Raw genomic sequence first — 17,543 nt, forward strand, 5'->3', positions numbered from 1 at the left:
ACTACAAAATACGTAAATTTTAATTCGCAATTTTATAGATTTACTCCACAAGAAACTTTGATCAATTGATGTAAGCACATTTATCATGCAAAATCAGGACTTTGCCCGAACCCAGGCCGATGGCCTTGACAACATTGCACCAACCGCTACCCAAGCCGCAGCAGCTTCTCAATATGCGGTAACGGACGGTTTCCTAAGTTCATCCGAACAGGAAGCGGTATTGCGCCAGATCGCAACTGAGCGTCCTGTACTTCAAAAAAAACTGGATGAGGTTGGGATTGACCGCGTTTATTTGGCAATGCATCCCGAAGTGGAACAAGCCCTCTTTTCCGGAAAGCAAACACCAGTGGTTACCATTCAATTGCCCAATGAACTGGAATTACAAGGCCGTTTACGGATTGCCCTGACTGATCAGGGTCCTCAGCTTCGAATAACTCCGGTTCATCCCGAATTAGAAATACCTGAGAAGGTCGGCGATTTGAAGTTAACACCTCAGGAGCGGAGCGAGCTGGAGCAAAAGGGATATGTCGATCGGTCACTCGCCATTGCAGAGAATGGCGGCTTTGTTTCAGGCTTTTTGCGAGTTGACAACCAAACCAATACCGTGGACCTTTGGCGGGTTAATCCGGAAACGTTGCCCTCGAAGCTATTGGGAATTGATTTAACGCGTGATCAGCAGATTGCCCTGGTATGTGGCCACCCTGTTAAACTGAGTGGCTTAAAAGACAAGCAGGGCGAGCCGTTCGACGCTACCGTATCAATCTCTGCTGGAAAGCAGGGCCTCCAGTTCTCCGATATCGGCCGTCCCGATCTATCACTGAAGCCTGATGAGAAATTCAAGCAGCAGTTGGGCCAGAATAACGAAGGGGCCAAAACCGATCATACGCGCGGTTTAGAGGAAAGGGCGGGTCAATCAACTGTCGCCAATGCCCAAACTGAAACAATCAAACGTTTGATGGATCCTGATGAAAAACCGGATCAACACAAACTCCACCTCCGCCCTGGCCATGACAAAATTTGAGGAGCTAAAACAGCGCTTCCCTAATACGATTCCGGTACCCGAACTTCGAGCGAATGTTTCAATCATTGAACTGGCTGTTCAGTATGGCTATGAACACCTGACTCATAAAGGCCGCAGTCGTCCAGTACTTCAACATCCGGGACACGGCGATACGATTATTATTAAAAATCCGCAGGATGCCAGTCAGCAGGTGTATCAGCGCGCCGACGACTTCTCAGATTCGGGCACCATCATTGATTTCATTCGGAATCGCTTACCGACGGTGTTTTCAGTATTCAATCACCCTGGCCAGCATGAATTCAGAAATGTCACCAATGTCCTCTACGATTACCTGCGGGTTGATCCGGTTCAGGTTGCCCGAAACCGAAAAATAATACCTACTGATACTGATTCCAGCAAGCAGACCTTTGCCAAGGAGCTATTTGACATTCGATCGCTGGAGAAGGATAACTACCTGCTCAAACGCCATATCGATCCCCGAATCATTCAAAGCCCGGAATTCGCGGGCAAGGCCGTTACCCAGGTATCGTATCTGAATCCGGAAACCGGACGGACGGAAGGCTTTTTAACGGCAAAAGCAAATCCCGATCGGAAATATATAAACTTCAGTAACGTCGCTTTCCCCTACTACAACGGGCTAACGGCGGAGGTAATGGGGTTCGAGATCCGAAATGAAAATTTAAAACAGCATGCGCCGGGCAGTGATCGCTACACCAGTGTTTTTATTTCCAACATCCCGCCCAAGCCACAGCGCTTTATTGTTATGGAAAGCGTACTGGATGCAATGGCCCATAAGCAGTTGCAATCGGTTAATGGCAATGATGCATTCGACTCGGTTTATTTTTCCACCGGTGGCCAGCTCACGCAGGAACAAACCAATACAATTTCACGGTACGTTTCCGCTCTGGACAAGTCGGACGACTGGAAGATCATTCTGGCATTCGATAATGATGCCAAGGGTCACCGGTTCGACCTGATGTTTGTTCAGCAATTGGTTGCTCCAAACTTTCCGACGTCGCCAACCGTGGCCACCGCAAACCGGGTTGGTCTTTTACTCCCGGAAGGAGCTGCGCACGGTCCCATCCGGGAGGCATTAATTGGCCGGGCTGAATCCTTCAACAATACTATTCGTAGCCAAATCGAAAATGCGGATGGTGATGAAATTTCCCGAAAAGAACTGAGTAGCCAGCTCATTAACATCGCCACGCTGAATAATCAGCAAGTTGCCCTCCACGTACCGGAAACCATGACGGCAATGGGTGCGATTAGTGAAGCATTGCTTGAATTAACGGGCTTTGGTAAACGGATCGAGGTTGTTAAATCCTGTAGTAAGGATTATTGCGAGGAGCTGAAAACCCATATGGCCGAAACAAAACGGTATGCCTATACGGTTACCAGCGAATCAGGGGAGAGTGCTTATAATACCAATTCGGCGATTACGGCGCAACGCACGCTGATTATGTTACAGCATCAGCATACCGGAGATAAACAGAATAAAACCTTTCAGTTAATGCTGAGTCAGCCCGACGGTTGGTATAAGCAACAGGCTTATCTGGAGATAAAAAACGGCAAGGTAGTAAAGGCAGTAGAACAGCCAGAATTCAAGAAACAGGTTTTACAGGAAAAGAGGGAGCGGAGTGAAAAGGTTCAGGGGAAAGATCAGTCTATAAATGAACCTGTGCAACAAAAATCCACACCAAAGATCAAGCCCCAATGAGTAACTTTACCGATGAATCCGAAAACTTTGAAATGGCGTTTGTGATCAATTTAGCAGATGGTACCGGTCGTGAGTTTTATATGACCGATTCCGGTGCAGCAGTTGCATTGGATGCTCCCCAGGGCGACGAGCCAATGATCCTTAGAACCGATAAGCTCATCGAGAAAAACCTGATTAACCTTAAAAAGAAATTTCCGGCAACCTGCAAATTGTATGCAGTCGAACTTCGGGAGTTTGAACATCGAAGGCAGAATCTTCGCAATAGTTCGAACAAATCAAAAGCCTCTGAATAGGGGGCTTTTTTTGTTGGAAAGGGGAAAAGGGGTGGCTTAATTCTTACAAAATATTTACTATAATACTAATATTAATATTGTTTTTCATGTAAAAAATGGCTATCTTAATACTGTAAATCAGATAACTAATTGACATGAAAAAGAATCAAACCCCGGCCACCAGCCAAACCGAAGTTGTTTCAAGCGAAGCAGTTACGCCAACTCTCAACGAGCAGGTAGATGAAGAAACCGGCGAGGTAACTGACCCTTTCAAATTCAAATACCTCGAAGGACATCCCCGCCAATACCGTTTTGACGCCAAACAGGGCGTGTTTAATATTAATGGCACGGAAGTACTCGGCAACACCCTCACTTTCCAGCCCCTAGCGTGGCGGATTTTTACCGATAGTATTCTGAATATGGGGCAAAAAACGTGGGCGGAACTGTTCTTCGTCGATGCCGCCAATTGTGTCTCATCGGTGCTGTTTCACGGCTATTCCGTCGATAACATTTTCCGACTAATCGAACCCCTTTTCTACGCTGATCTAACCCTCGCTGACGTGGTAATAACCGCCACGGCGGAGAAGAAGGAGAATACAAAAATCCAGCCGAAAGGGACGTACTACATTGCAACCTTTGGCTATCAAATGGCCGACCGCAAGCTAACCCAGGAATTGACCGCCTACGCTCAATCAAACCGGCTTTTCCGTCAGGAAACCACCACCGACCGCGCCAATATTTCCCGACTCTATAACTGGTATAATCCATTTGGAGAGAACGACGATACCGATACCGGACTGCTACTGGCCGCGTAAGGACTAAATAAGAGAAGCCAGCCGGCATCCGGCTGGCTTCTGCTATAAATCAGATAAAAATTATCCCCAAAAGTACAGGATCAGATTGGAAAGGGGAAAAAAGAGGCAAATCTGTTCACTTTTTTTACATTAAAAATAATTTCTAACTTGCTTTTTATGTAAAAAGTGCTTATTTTTATAGAGTAAATCAGATAAAAAAACTATGAAACTTATCAAGATCGACCCCGCAGCCCAGACCATTGAGGTCATTGATACGGCTGCTACCCTCCACGATTTTTATCAGATTATCGGCTGCCGTTGCATCGACGTTTGCGCCCGGCAAGGGGACGGTGACGCCCTCACGGTAGATGATGAGGCCCTTTTTCAACGACCGCAGCCACTGGCCTTTTCATTCGGCGGATATGGCCCCATTCACGGCATAGCGGTCTTGTCTGGAAGCGACGAAGAAGGAGAAACGACGGAGCCTAAAATGGGCATCGAAGCCGCTAAAAGAATGGTGTCGTGGCTGGAAGCCGCTTACACCGCCCCCTATTTCCGAGTCACCTCTTTTTAGTCAAACCGGGTAGACTGCAATCGGTAGTCTACCCTAATCCAATCCGCTATGTATCAGATTATCACTAGTCAGGAACAGAAAAGAGGTTGCGGCTACCGGAAACCGGGAGGGTTTTACTTTGTCGCCGGGAAATCAGCCCGACCCTGTGCTAAACTTCCCATCGAAGTTAGCATTTGCCCTTGCTGTAGTCAGGGCATTCAATTCAATCGCGGCTTTACGTGGGTGTCTTCGGTTCTGATCGAACAGCAACCCTGTCGGCTGGCCGGATGCTCGGACTGTTTCCCCTTCAAAGTCATGAAGCGTTACGGTTTGATGTGGGTAGGGGAGAAGTTCTATAAAACCCCGGCTGCCTTTTCCGCCGAAGCCGCCAAAATGGGCGTTTCCAAGCGGTTACCGTTCATCCCGAAAGGATTTACCATTGGCGTCGATTGGATTCTGCTGGCGCACCGGAAATGCCCCTTTGAAACCGAAAACGGGATTGAGCTGAAGCCCGGCATTTTCACCGCCTTTTGCCCATCACAGATTGATTACATCGTGAAGGGAGACGAGTCAGACGATTTTTTAAATGACCTCTATGACAAAGGGGTACGACTGATCGACGTCATCCCGGAAGGGGAGAGCGAACAAGGTAAAATTATCCCGCTTCATCCTGAACTTCAATAACTCACTTTAGGCACCCGGCAACTCCCTCGCCGGGTGCTCTTTCAAACCTTACTCCCCTTTACAACGATGGATTACCGTTCCATTTCCCGCTACACAAACAGCGATCTGACTGAGTTTCGCAACCTGTTTTCTGGCTACCCAGTAAAGCCAATGGGTCCCGCTCAGGAGTTTGGTACTGCCTTCCACGAATTGATCTTAGAACAGGAATTAACCATCGAACTGACGACCGCTCGTCAGAAACAGGTCGACCAGATTCGAAATGCGTTGCAGAAAGACAGCTTCGCCCGGCTGGTGTTACAGGAAGCCCGAAAGGAGGTTATCGAACTATGGGACGATGATCAAACGGGATTGCCCTGTAAATCCCGACTCGATCTGTGGCTACCATCCGAAGAGATGATTGTGGACGTAAAGACCACCAGCGCGCGCAATTACCGGGAATTTTTAGCCAGTTGTCTGGAGTGCGATTATGATGGCAGCGGCCAACCGTCGCCAAAGCGCGTTCTATCGACAGCAAACCCCATGCTTACCGGTTCGTTTTATTGGGGGTTCAGAAACAGGCTCCCTTTAGCATCTTCTATTTTGAGGCAACCGCCTGCAAGGGTTGTATTGAAGGAGGCAGGAAGAAATATCAGGCCCTGCTCCGGGAAGTCCGCAAATGCAATTTTCAGCCATCGTCTTGGGCGCTTAATACCATCGCCATTCAACCGCTAACCCGTCAGGCCAGCTAACCCATAACCCCTTAAAGCTATGTTTTTCGCTAAAATTACGACGCTGCACAATCCCAAAAACAGCCTACAGACCTATTTAAGGGAGCAGGTTGCCAAACTCGACGGCTTGAACGTGGAGGAGCCTCAAGATTTTTACGCCCATTTACACACGATGGTTCTCCGGGCGAATGCCCGGTACAACCGCTGTACACCTCTCAAAGCCTACCTTCAAAAAGCCTACGTAGTGGGCGATTTGCTTACCGGCATACATGGGCTGGTTCAAATCAATTTGTATCAACAGAAGGGTGTTTTTGGCGAAACGCTGGGCATTGGTGAGCAAGCCGCAGTCGAAGGCGTACAAACCTCGATCTTCTAATTAGAAAATGGATCGTGTACATACCGTACGGTATGTACACGATTTAAATTGCCCATACTGGACTATACAAATCCTTATTCCAGTTTGAGGGTTCAAATTGGAAACCAACCCTATTTTGATCATGAAGGCCAAGGCCACTATTGAACTGCTTACCGCTGGAAAGGAGATTGAGGACATTAAAAATGCCCTCGCCAGTCTAATTGCAATCAACTACGAAATCCTGATTATCGGAGAGTCAAAAGAAACGGCATGGGGCTTTCTGACGAAAGTGGTTATGACCAAGGATACGGATAACCTAAAACTTACAATCTACAAGAACTCAAATTAATGCCATGGCCATCACGGATCAACTCACCGAATTCAATAAAAAGCGGTTCAAACAATACTGGACCCGCAAAGGATATACCGTTGCCCATGCTCGAAATATACTGTTTCGGCTGTATGGTATCGAGTGCAATCAGGCTGCCGTCGATGCTGAGGTTGATCCGGTTGTTGATCCTGAATTGAGCAGCCAGGCACGTGCTCAACTGGTGTCCAATAATCCGGGAAAAGAATAGACAGAGCGGTACTTTCCTCGCAGATTTTTTACATGGAACCTAATAAAATAATTACTTCATGGAAGCAAATTTTGTAATATTGAATCCCACTGAACAATTGCTACTGTGTTGGAACAGATCGATGAGCACATACTCCAGGTTGCAACCAATCATTTAGCGGCCGCTGAGCATGCTAAACAATTACTGGAGAAAGCGGAAGATCGGCTCATTTCCGGTTCTCCGGGTACCATCAGTCTGAAACGGTACGGCCACCGGCCATTATCTCAGAATGATGTCGATAGTATTATCAACGCCCTTGGATCTGACGTCGACAAACAGGCGATCGCTAATTTAGGGAACGCGCAGCGAGCATTATCGGAGCGCCTGAAAGGTACTGCACACGTTGGGCTTGTCATCGAGCAGGCCCATATCCCTTATGCTCAGTATTATCAGCGATCGCTAAAGCCGGAACTTTGGAAACCGGAGCAAATGGTAGCCGTCGTTGAGGTTTTGAAGCGGCTGCGCGTATAGTCGTTTACAAAACTGTCTGGGTATGATTATTGGATTGGATCAATTAGTGCAAATTGGGATATTTTCCACTTTCCTCAGTAGAGGGTTGCTCGTAAGTCCGGTTTTTTGCCAGCTTCAGATTGCTATACTACATTCGAATAGTGATCGCTTATTGCTTAAACAAATCACCATTAATAATACTAGCCAATGTCTGTACCCCTCCGAATCGCTTGTTTTCCGCGGGCGTCTGCGTGAATGTCAATTCGGGAGCGCTAGTGGCTTTATCGGGTTTAACCTGATCGATTCCCAAGGACTTAACCAGATAGGCAGTGGGATTCTTTACGCCTGGACGTAAACCATTAGTCAACTCCGAATGAATCCGGTAGAATGTATCCAGAAGCTCAAATTCAGAGGTAATCAGATCCTTTTGCCACCTTGTCAATTTGTATTTTGCCAGCAAAGGCCAGGCTAACTGAACTGCCTCATGAATTGACATCCCCCTGAGCGCTTGTCGGTCCTGCTCAACGCCTTGCTCGGCTAATTGTCGATCAGTTTTCACCGTAAATTCGAGCTCCAGGACCTTCTTACCTGACTTTTGGGATGGATTCCAGTCGAGGGCAATGTTTGCCTTTTCATGCAGTTCCTTCTGAGAAACAACGAGCGCATTCAGTACAAAATCATTATAACGATAGGTTTCCGGGCAATTAAGCATTCTGCGAAGCTCATCGACTGCGTACCGAAACCGGTACTGGCCACGGTGAAAATACATTGAGACAATCTCAAACATTCTTTTCGCATAAACGGAAGCCAGCGAAAGCATGACTTCGTTTTCATATTGGGTATAGCGTTGACCCAATTCGGCAAAATATGGCACTACATTGGCCAGCATGGTAATTTCAATAACCTTTAGGCCATCCGCCCCAATTCCAGATTGTACTAGAGGGAAAGGTGTTATAAAAGTGAAATCACCCTTTTTGTCATCCCTAAATGACATTCTTTTTTTACTTAATGACTCAGCCGCTTTAACAACCTGATCGTATCTTGATTTGGTCAATTGTTGAATCGGAATTTGAATCAGGACATTTACACGGGGCTCTATTTTTCCTTTTACGGCCATGTTGCCAAGCTGGTTCACTACTAAGGTCACAATGTTTTTTTCGAGTTCGGTAAACTCCTGGCGTGACTCCGTGAAGAGGTTAGATTGGTAATTGGTCGAGTATTTAATAAAGGTTGGCTGAGTAAATGCCAGTGAGTCCGAAGGTTCTTGATCCATAAGCTTATGCAGTGGAGGTCCTAGTTGTAAATATATATAACAAGTTTATAAGTTGCAACCTTGTTTTTCAACCTACCAAACCTTGTTTTTACCCATTTAGGCTAATGGCATTTACAAAGAATAAAGAGAAGAAGAGACTAAGGACTGAGTAGTAGTACTATAAAACATAGTTTTAGTACTAAAATTAGACCTCTATTTGTAGTACCTACCAAACCTTGTTTTTCAAATCGGGTACCTACCAAACCTTGTTATTGAGTCTACCAAAACTTGTAATAGTACCTACTGAACCTTGTTATTACATGTCTTTAAAACCTACCAAACCTTGTTTTTCGACCTACTAAACCTTGTTTTTCTTCTTGTAACTTTTTGTGAATCAAAAGGTTAAGGGCCTCTTAAATCAATCAAATAAAAAAAAGATAAAGATTAAAAATCAAAAAAGTGATTTATTGGAAAGGGGAAAGAGGTTCAAAAAGAGTATATTTGTTTACTTTTACGGTAAACGACAGAGTATTTAGCTGTTATACCAAACCTTGTAATAGAAATACTGATTTACTCTATTAATCTTTCGGTAGAGTAGGAGCCCGTTCGACCTACTTCAACATTCCCTTACCAACGATGACCAAACGCATTGATTCCGCCCCGCTGGCGGCTATCCGCTTAGCGCTGAAAGATCAGGCCATAACTCTGCAACCGGTCATGAACCAGGTTTCGGCCCTACCAATCGATGCCGATCTGGAATATTATTTTGTGCCCGCCGACTACATGAAATTTTACCAGCCCTACCATCGCCCGGGACAGCCACTTAAAAATCTCAAACTTATCAATTACGAGCGACCCGCTATTTCACTCTCTTTCTATTTTAAACATAAATATAAAATTAAGCGGGATATCGATCCCCAGGAGGTCATGCGTCATGTAAAGGAGCACCGCGATAGTCTGCTAAATAAATCTCTAACTAGTGTACTTAGTATTGGGGAACAGAAGGAGCTTCAGGAAACCGACGACCTGCTGCGGCAGATCAGAGACAACCCCGAAGCTTACCAGTACTGCTTTAGTAACTACCACCACTACTACAAGTATTGGTATTGCTCTTACCGTTATTTTGAAGATGAGGACAAAACCCAGGCCGCTTCGGGAACCGAGCACTTGTTGAAACACACTGAGCGGTTGGAAGGAAATCGCATCGAGCGAATGAATATCATTTTCGTCGATCCCTACTATATCACGCGTCAGGTACCCCAGGATAATAAGCTCATCGACCGGGAATTGGATACCTATCCGACCCGGATCAGGCAAGGCACGATTACGCTTTACGTGCGAAAATTGTAATCTCCTTTTTAAATCCTAAGTAGAGATTTATGAGCGAATCTGTATAATCTTGATTTTCAAACCATCGGTAGAATAATGGGAGGTTGCCAACCTTGTCGTTTAAGCCGTGGAACAGGCTGATTATCAGGTAGGTTTCATATTAAGTCCCTGATTTCCAAAAGTTTCGTAAGAAGTAGACCAAATCTTGTAAGTCGATTTGTCACCCGATTGGGCGGCTTATTGGTTATAAGATAATTAATGTATCGATCTATGGAAGCACATAAACAACATGAGGGGCAAGCCCAGCCAGGTCATTCCACGTTCCCTCACGGACCCACCCATGGGCCACACTACAGAAAACTGGCTATAATGACTGGTCTATCATTCGCGTCCATGTATGTACTAATGTACTCGATGGTCGACCGGTTTGCCAACGTAATTCCGAACGTTAATCAGATGTACATGGCAGTCCTGATGACCATGCCTATGGTCATTATTGAAGTTCTGCTGATGTCATCCATGTATATGGACAAACGGCGCAATACCCTCATCATTGCTGTCAGTACCCTTACACTGATCGGGTTCTTCCTGCTTATCCGTCAGCAGGGATTTGTTGGCGATAGAGAGTTTGCCAAGTCCATGATTCCGCACCATGCTGCGGCTATCCTAATGGCAAAAGAAGCGAAGCTGACGGATCCTGACCTACAAAAGCTCCAGCAGGACATTATTACAGCCCAAGAAAAGGAAATAAAGCAAATGAAGGACAAACTAGCCCAGTTAGACAAATAGCAATGGGCGGCTTTTAGGGCTAAATTCTAAAGGTTCAAAATACCATATATCTATATAACAGGCAGCCCTTCCATCTGACAGGGTTGCATTTCAGTTCGATCAGAATAAATACACTGAGTACGATAACTATGAAAAACACCATTTTTACGACGTTAAGCCTGTTGATATTTCTATTTACAGCCAGTTATGGGCAACACAAACAGCACACTATTTCGGCTGGCGATCAGGCAGCTAAGCAACCTGCTAATCCCGACAAATCAAACTTTCCGGTAGTTAAAACGTCCCTGCCCGTCTCCCGGCCACAGGCACTTGACCGCGTGAAACCCACCGGTAAGCGAGTCGAATACGACCTGACGATTGATGAGCAGACGGTCAACATTACCGGCAAGCCGAAGCAGGCCATGACCATCAATGGGGATATTCCCGGACCAACCATGCGGTTCACCGAAGGCGATGTAGCCGTGATTCGGGTACACAACAAGTTAAAAACGGAAACTTCGTTGCACTGGCACGGTATACTGCTCCCCAATAAACAGGATGGCGTTTCATATCTGAATACACCCCCTATTCAGGCGGGCGACACCTATACATTCGAGTACCCGTTGGTTCAGTCCGGCACGTACTGGTTCCACTCGCATACCCGCTATCAGGAACAGGTCGGGGTGTATGGCTCCATCGTGATTCAGCCCCAGCAGCCCACTTACAAAGTGGATCATGACTTGGTACTATTATTGTCAGATTGGACGGATGAGAACCCAGAGTATATTTTGAAAAACCTGAAACGGCGCAATGAATGGTATTCCATCAAAAAAAATAATGTCCAATCGCTCAACCGCATTATTCAACACAAAGCGGTGGGAGCGTACCTGCGGCAGTCGATGATGAAGATGGCACCGATGGACATTTCCGACGTGTACTACGACCGGTTCCTGGTAAATGGAAAAGACACAGTTCGGTATCCGGAAATCAAAGCGGGCCAAACCGTTCGGCTTCGGGTTATCAACGCCAGTGCGTCCACTTATTTTCACATTAATTATGCCGGCGGTCCCATGAAACTGATTTCCGCCGATGGCCTTGACGTGCAACCGGTGGAGGTTGACCGGCGGCTAATCGCCATTGCTGAGACCTACGACTTTATTATCACTGTCCCAAACGGTGGCGCTTTTGAAGTTCGGGCGTCGGCACAAGACGGTTCTGGTTACGCAACGGCTTTGCTGGGAAAGGGCAAGGCGAAGTACGCTCCCACTGTTCCCCGCCCCGATCTGTATAAGTTAACCGCCAACATGAGTCGAATGGGTGGGATGGGCATGGGTACGATGAATATGGGCAAAACCGACACAACTGCTCAGACTAACTCCGACATGAACGGCCCTATGTTGCACAATATGGCCGGGATGAATCATGGGGCTAGCCAGCAACCCGTAAATCCAGCAAAACCGAACACGAAAGAACCGACCACGGGGACCATGGACCATAGTCAGATGCAGATGGGACAGGATAAGCCAGCACATGCCGTATCTATCAAACCAAAAAAGCAGGATTCGATGGCTGGGATGGACCACAGCCAGATGGATATGGGTGGAAAGCCGACTGCCAAGCAGCCGATTCCGGCAAAAAAGGCCTCAAAGCCGTCCAAACCGGTGGGATCAATGGCTGGGATGGATCATCGTGGTATGAACATGGATGGCATGAAAACGGCCAAAGATGGTAAGATGGACATGACGGAGCTGGACCATGGACAGATGGACCACTCCTCCATGCCGGGCATGGATCATAGTAAAATGGGCATGAAAATGGATTCGATGCCCAATACGAAAACGGACGGCAACAAGCCGGATAACATGGCTGCCATGGATCACAGCAAAATGAACATGGACAGTAAATCCGGTACTATGGCCGGTATGAGTATGATGGACGAGCAGAATACCATCGACTATAGCATTCTCAAATCTCCCGAACCCATTGTGTTTCCGGCAAATCATCCGGTTCGGGAAATACCACTCACGTTGACGGGAAATATGTTTCGCTACATCTGGGGCTTCAATGGGCAGCCTCTGTCACGGGCGGATATGATTCAGATTCGGCGGGGCGAAATTGTGCGTATCCGCATGATGAACAACACCATGATGATGCACCCGATTCACCTGCACGGGCATTACTTCCGGGTGCTGAGCGGGCAGGGCCAGTATTCACCCCTGAAGCACACGGTGAACGTATCGCCGATGGAGAACATCACAATTGAGTTTATGGCTGATGACGAGAAAGACTGGTTTTTTCACTGCCACCTGCTCTATCATATGCTTAGTGGCATGGCTCGCGTGGTTAGCTATGGCGATAAGCCAGATTCATCCATTGCTAACATTCAAAAGCAGCACCTGCGCGATATGCGCGACAACCAGCCGTTTGTCTGGGGCTTTCTGCAACCCGGTTATCCGATCAATTACTTTAATCTGAATGTCTCCAATAATAAAAACGCCATCGTTGCCGGGGGCGATCACGACTGGCGCACGAATCGGTTCGAGTTCGACCTAGACTATGAACGCTACCTCGGCGACTGGTTTCGGGTGTTTGCCGGGGTTGACGGCGGTAATGAGGAATTCCTGCGCCGGATACGGCCCGAAGAAGCACAGCCAACGGGAGATCGGCGCATCGTCCGGGCCGTGGCGGGTATTCGGTATATGCTGCCGTTTTTGATTCAGTCAGAGGTAAAACTCGACACACGCGGCAACGTTCGTTTCCAACTTACCGGGCAGCAGATGTTGTTTCCCCGTTTAGATTTCCAGTATCAGACTCAGTGGCTGGTAGGAGGCTATGTGCGGGCGCACATTGAGCTGCAATATACGGTAAGCAAGAACCTTTTTCTACACACAGATTATGACACGCGGTACCGCACTGTCGGGGGTGGGCTGGGGTATAATTTCTGATCGGACAATTTCGCAAGTAGCCGAATGACCAACGTCAGCATTAGCAGGTTGGGTAGTCGTGTCGGTGGCCAAGCTAGCATAGACAGTGGGCTCGTACAATAATAGTTTTATGCCCTTTAGCCGCCCATTTCCTGTTGTTTCCTGCTGGACTGCCCGGTTGAGCGGGACACCAAATCGGTGCTCCTTTTTCAGTATTGTAGTTGCAACCCGCGAGGGCCACGCACACAATGGCGAGGCAGCCTACGATGCCGGACTACAGGGTAATCCCGGTTTTTAGTGTGGCAGGTTGCAGGCAGGGGAGCTACTACCGTTTGCTGCTAAGAAAAAAGATTCGTTCATGATCGCCTGAGTTTATACCTGACCGACTGAGGACTCTGCTACATGAACTCGACTTCCGAACAATCGGGCGAAATGGGGCTTGTAATAGTTAGTAATATCGTTACAGAACTTCCAGAATATCAGACAAATAGCCATCTCATGCTTCTGGAACGTGTATTATTTTACGGGCCTTGCCCGATTTTCCTCCCAGACAGGCTGTTGCTAAACTATTCACCTTACCCGCTGTTTTGATATTGTTGGTTCATATGAGCGACGGAAAACTCAACTAATAATGAAAAAGTCACTGATTACCCTGGCTCTCTCACTACTGCTACTTGGTGGAGTTTTTGCTCAGGACGCCAAACAGGTGAAAACTCCAAAAAAGTCAACGAAGGCGGCTAAAAAAATGGATCACAGCAAAATGAAGACGAAAAAAGATTCGTAATCAAACCGTTGGCTACCGCATCAAATAGCATCAGCTGACCGGAGCATTTGCTGGTTGATGCGGCTTAATTATTAACGTAGGCTTGCTTCCAGCCGCTTTAATTCGTCAATCTCTTTGGTCTGCATCTTAACAACGTTGCTGGCCATCGTCTGCATTTTCTCTGTCTTCCCTTCTTTCAGGAATGCACGGGCCATGTCAACGCCCTGCTGGTGATGTTGCGCCATCATACTAGCAAAGTCATGATCGACTTTGCCGTTCATCGTGTGATTACCGCTGTGCATAATTTTCATCGCGTCCTTTCCGAATGCCGAGGAAGCTGATTGGGGTTTATGGCTACCAATGAATTGGGTCAGATTCTCGATCTCTTTTTGATTGGCAGCTTTTATTTTACTGGCCAACATTTTAACCTGCGTGTTCTGGCCCTTCTTAAGCTCCAAATCTGCCATGTCAACCGCCGATTGATGGTGCAACAACATCATCATAGCGAAATCGTGATCGGGATCGCCCGTCATTTTCATGCTCATCATTTTATCCATTCCCGATTGCATCGCCTTCATCAGAGTGTTGCCACTCGCCGGGCTAGTTGTTTTATGACCAGCATGTTGTCCCTGTTGGGCCACCGCTGGATGCGCTAGCACCAAGGCCAAGCTAATACCCGCTGCCGCAAAAAATCTTTTTTTCATCTGTTTCGTAATTGATTAGACTTCAGTATAACTACGGACCTAAACCGAGGGTTATTACAAGATTTTCCAGAAATGTTATAGAATTTTTGGGTATTATCTTGCTCAAATATTGATGAAACTCTAAAAGCCGTTTTTATTTAAAACTTTCCGTCTTTTCCTAGTGGCTACTGCGTTGCTTTTGGGTGCGCGTGTTCATGACCATTTGCGTGGCCTTCCCCGTGTTGTTCCAGGTAAGCCCCCCGAGGACCGATACCATACTGATAAGTTAAAACACCTCCCTGATGACCGGCTAGCCCAACGGCTATTCCGGCGCACACCAGAGCAGCCGCTGTCACCGTTTCAAGCCACTTTAGCGGTTGCCAGAACGTGATTGCTTTGAACAGTGTTCCGAATCCCCCCAACCAGAGGGAATAGTCGGCATACATCTCATGGGCTTCCAGAACCAGTTGCGCGGCCTGGCTGATGCCTGATGTATGGGGATGAACTAATGTACTGGCAACGTAGGCTCCAACCGTTCCCCCGGCAGCCAGCAAGAGCGTCAACACATGCACAGGGCGCGATGGTTTGACCAGAGCGATCAGCTGTAATAGCCCCGCCAGGATTAGTAACATGATGGGGACATGGACCACCATGGGGTGATAAGTCGGGTAGTCGGCTAAGGGAGCGGGCATCGAAGCGATTGACTGAACCTGCTTTCTGGTGATCGTGTCGGTAACTCGATCACCAGCCGGATAGGCTGGATTCATGTCCGAATTTAGGCGGGTTGTATCTGGTTGTGGTTTCTTTTTAGGATGACCCGGATGAGCGTAACTTATGTGAAAGCTTACCAGCAAGAAAACCAATAATCCTAGGGCTTGGAGTTGTTTCATGATAGAGCACTATAAAGGACCAGTATGCCCAATGGCGAGTTAATCCGGTCAGTCTGAAAAATACGTTTAAGTCTAATTTAAATGCAGGTAAGGGATGTGTCCCTACAGGGGTCGAAGAGCTGAAGTCCGTAGAACAACAGACATATCAGCCTATTTCCAAACTGCGACCAGACGCTGGTAGTAATAGCCTTACAGCCTCCAGTGGGTCGTTCTTGGCAAGATGGCTCAAACCAGCCAAATACTGAGGAATATTAACCTGAAACGCGCGGAATGGATAAGCGGATCATCCAGCAGGGGTGCCGCAAAAGCGATTCCATTCATGGGAAACAACACGGCCAACCACCGCCTAAAATCATAAGGTAATACGTTGACCTTCTTTGGGCATCAGCTGAACTTTCACTTGCTCCCCATGCATCAAACACCAATGGTCAACCACAACAAATCCACTACTCCCCAGCAGCACTGACACCGCCAGCCATAAACACAGCTGGCGGGTTAAAAAGGAGAGATGAGTAGCGGAACTTTTCACATTACAAACTTAATAGAATACGATTGCTTAGGTATTGTAATATTTTTCAGCGGGTTTATAAAACTTTTCGTTTCCGCATATTCTGCTTCCATCCTTCCCTAGGGCCGCCCTTTCTTTTGGTGACTTCGCCCGAAAAGAAAGGAGGTTTACTTCCCAACCCATTCGAGGCTTCTCTTTTCCTACGTAATCCCCAAAAGTCCGTCGTTCGGAAAAACACCCGTGTTACGGTGCTTTAGTGAGAAGCGGTAGAAAAAAGGGGGACCAAAATTTTGTAACTTCCTGGATGAATATTGCAAAAACACGATCGGGTTTTAGGAGTTATACTCTTTACAGGCTGTCGTTTCACAAACTGTATGCAAAGCACGCTCTTCCGTATGAGCCTCTGATCCAGATTTATAGCCAATCTTTGGTAATAGTATAGGGATGGTTAACGGAAAAAGTAGTTTTCATGGCGACCTCAGGTGCAGTTGGAATGAATCGAATGGCTAACTAGCCCTGCAGAACGATTGATAAAAGCCATTCATTATCCGTAGCAGTAACACATCCTTTATAATAAATTTTAATCATGAATAAAATCTATCGTAGGCTGTATCCGTACACCTTTCTGGGCGCTTTTTTCTTTTTAGTAAGTTGTTCCGATCACCGCGATGATGCGGTCTGTCTGGAAATCCAACCGCATGATGAGAACGTACTGATGCAAATCAACCACCGCATGATGGAGGAAATGGACCAGATGACACACACCAACGATCCGGATCACGATTTCGCCATGATGATGTCCATGCACCATCAAAGTGCCATTGATATGTCCCAGGAGGAACTCAAGAGCGGAGATGATCCCCAGATGAAAGAGATGGCGCAGCAGGTAATTAACGCCCAACAGGCGGAAAAGGCCATGCTCCAGCAATACCTGCAGTCCCACACCCCGGTCGTGGAGCCCGATGGTCCCACGTTTAATTCCGAATCGATGATGTCCATGGACAAAATGATGAAGGCCCAGGACATCCGGGTGCTCTCCGAAGATAGCGACGTAACGTATGCGCAGCTACTGATCGATCACCACCAAAGTGCTCTGGAGATGGCCATGGCCGAATTGGCCTACGGGGATGATCCAATGATACGGGAGATGGCCAGCAAAATGATTGAAGACCAGCGAAAAGAGATCATGGAACTTCAGGATTGGCTCATCAAAAACAAACCATTCTAATAGACTTTTTCATCTTAATTCGAAAACC

At 47.1% G+C, this 17,543-nt stretch carries 19 protein-coding genes; 16 read left to right on the plus strand and 3 right to left on the minus strand.

Annotated features, from left to right (window positions below; genetic code table 11):
- The first annotated feature begins 85 nt into the window (after positions 1 to 85).
- From DUE52_RS23750 to DUE52_RS23800, 11 genes are all read left to right on the plus strand, one after another.
- Positions 86 to 1,021, plus strand: a complete 936-nt coding sequence (locus DUE52_RS23750; protein ID WP_114408562.1) for a DUF3945 domain-containing protein — start codon at positions 86 to 88, stop codon at positions 1,019 to 1,021.
- On the plus strand, positions 966 to 2,738 hold the full coding sequence (locus tag DUE52_RS23755) for a toprim domain-containing protein (protein ID WP_229312282.1): 1,773 nt from the start codon (positions 966 to 968) through the stop codon (positions 2,736 to 2,738). The genes DUE52_RS23750 and DUE52_RS23755 overlap by 56 nt, the downstream gene beginning before the upstream one ends.
- Positions 2,735 to 3,031, plus strand: coding sequence for a hypothetical protein (locus DUE52_RS23760; protein WP_114408563.1), 297 nt, complete (start codon positions 2,735 to 2,737; stop codon positions 3,029 to 3,031). The genes DUE52_RS23755 and DUE52_RS23760 overlap by 4 nt, the downstream gene beginning before the upstream one ends.
- 134 nt (positions 3,032 to 3,165) lie before the next feature.
- Positions 3,166 to 3,825, plus strand: coding sequence for a hypothetical protein (locus DUE52_RS23765; RefSeq protein WP_114408564.1), 660 nt, complete (start codon positions 3,166 to 3,168; stop codon positions 3,823 to 3,825).
- 202 nt (positions 3,826 to 4,027) lie between these two features.
- Positions 4,028 to 4,378 (plus strand): DUF3846 domain-containing protein, encoded by a 351-nt coding sequence (locus DUE52_RS23770; protein WP_114408565.1) that lies wholly within the window; start codon positions 4,028 to 4,030, stop codon positions 4,376 to 4,378.
- Positions 4,379 to 4,426: 48 nt separating this feature from the next.
- Positions 4,427 to 5,041, plus strand: a complete 615-nt coding sequence (locus tag DUE52_RS23775; protein ID WP_114408566.1) for a hypothetical protein — start codon at positions 4,427 to 4,429, stop codon at positions 5,039 to 5,041.
- 66 nt (positions 5,042 to 5,107) lie between these two features.
- Entirely contained in the window at positions 5,108 to 5,752 is a 645-nt protein-coding gene (locus tag DUE52_RS23780) for a PD-(D/E)XK nuclease-like domain-containing protein (protein WP_114408567.1), read from the plus strand.
- A gap of 36 nt (positions 5,753 to 5,788) precedes the next feature.
- Positions 5,789 to 6,124: a hypothetical protein gene (locus DUE52_RS23785; RefSeq protein WP_114408568.1), complete on the plus strand. Its 336-nt coding sequence runs from the start codon at positions 5,789 to 5,791 to the stop codon at positions 6,122 to 6,124.
- 121 nt (positions 6,125 to 6,245) lie between these two features.
- Positions 6,246 to 6,452, plus strand: a complete 207-nt coding sequence (locus DUE52_RS23790) for a hypothetical protein (protein WP_114408569.1) — start codon at positions 6,246 to 6,248, stop codon at positions 6,450 to 6,452.
- 4 nt (positions 6,453 to 6,456) lie between these two features.
- Positions 6,457 to 6,681, plus strand: coding sequence for a hypothetical protein (locus DUE52_RS23795; protein WP_114408570.1), 225 nt, complete (start codon positions 6,457 to 6,459; stop codon positions 6,679 to 6,681).
- Between the two features lie 108 nt (positions 6,682 to 6,789).
- The gene (locus DUE52_RS23800; protein WP_114408571.1) at positions 6,790 to 7,191 is read left to right on the plus strand and encodes a hypothetical protein; all 402 of its coding nucleotides are present in this window, start codon (positions 6,790 to 6,792) and stop codon (positions 7,189 to 7,191) included.
- A 148-nt stretch (positions 7,192 to 7,339) separates the two neighbouring features.
- On the opposite strand, the gene DUE52_RS23805 is transcribed toward DUE52_RS23800, so the two are convergent.
- Positions 7,340 to 8,443 (minus strand): replication initiation protein, encoded by a 1,104-nt coding sequence (locus DUE52_RS23805; protein ID WP_114408572.1) that lies wholly within the window; start codon positions 8,441 to 8,443, stop codon positions 7,340 to 7,342.
- Between the two features lie 615 nt (positions 8,444 to 9,058).
- Here DUE52_RS23805 and DUE52_RS23810 point away from each other — a divergent pair.
- The 4 genes from DUE52_RS23810 (at position 9,059) to DUE52_RS32495 (ending at position 14,227) form a co-directional block, all read left to right on the plus strand.
- Positions 9,059 to 9,772, plus strand: a complete 714-nt coding sequence (locus tag DUE52_RS23810) for a hypothetical protein (protein WP_114408573.1) — start codon at positions 9,059 to 9,061, stop codon at positions 9,770 to 9,772.
- Between the two features lie 441 nt (positions 9,773 to 10,213).
- A complete protein-coding gene (locus DUE52_RS32850) occupies positions 10,214 to 10,540 on the plus strand; it encodes a DUF305 domain-containing protein (protein WP_229312283.1) in 327 nt (108 codons plus the stop codon).
- 128 nt (positions 10,541 to 10,668) lie between these two features.
- On the plus strand, positions 10,669 to 13,464 hold the full coding sequence (locus DUE52_RS23820) for a multicopper oxidase domain-containing protein (RefSeq protein ID WP_114408575.1): 2,796 nt from the start codon (positions 10,669 to 10,671) through the stop codon (positions 13,462 to 13,464).
- A 610-nt stretch (positions 13,465 to 14,074) separates the two neighbouring features.
- On the plus strand, positions 14,075 to 14,227 hold the full coding sequence (locus DUE52_RS32495) for a hypothetical protein (protein WP_165841019.1): 153 nt from the start codon (positions 14,075 to 14,077) through the stop codon (positions 14,225 to 14,227).
- A 71-nt stretch (positions 14,228 to 14,298) separates the two neighbouring features.
- Here DUE52_RS32495 and DUE52_RS23825 read toward each other — a convergent pair whose 3' ends face one another.
- Positions 14,299 to 14,910, minus strand: a complete 612-nt coding sequence (locus DUE52_RS23825) for a DUF305 domain-containing protein (protein ID WP_114408576.1) — start codon at positions 14,908 to 14,910, stop codon at positions 14,299 to 14,301.
- 164 nt (positions 14,911 to 15,074) lie between these two features.
- Complete coding sequence (locus DUE52_RS23830; protein WP_229312284.1) at positions 15,075 to 15,779, minus strand: DUF2231 domain-containing protein; 705 nt, start codon at positions 15,777 to 15,779, stop codon at positions 15,075 to 15,077.
- A 1,094-nt stretch (positions 15,780 to 16,873) separates the two neighbouring features.
- Between DUE52_RS23830 and DUE52_RS23835 the strand changes: the two genes are divergently transcribed.
- On the plus strand, positions 16,874 to 17,515 hold the full coding sequence (locus DUE52_RS23835; RefSeq protein ID WP_114408577.1) for a DUF305 domain-containing protein: 642 nt from the start codon (positions 16,874 to 16,876) through the stop codon (positions 17,513 to 17,515).
- Positions 17,516 to 17,543 lie beyond the last annotated feature (28 nt).

It is taken from the genome of Larkinella punicea (assembly GCF_003334855.1).
In the GTDB taxonomy this organism is placed as follows: Bacteria; Bacteroidota; Bacteroidia; order Cytophagales; family Spirosomataceae; genus Larkinella; species Larkinella punicea.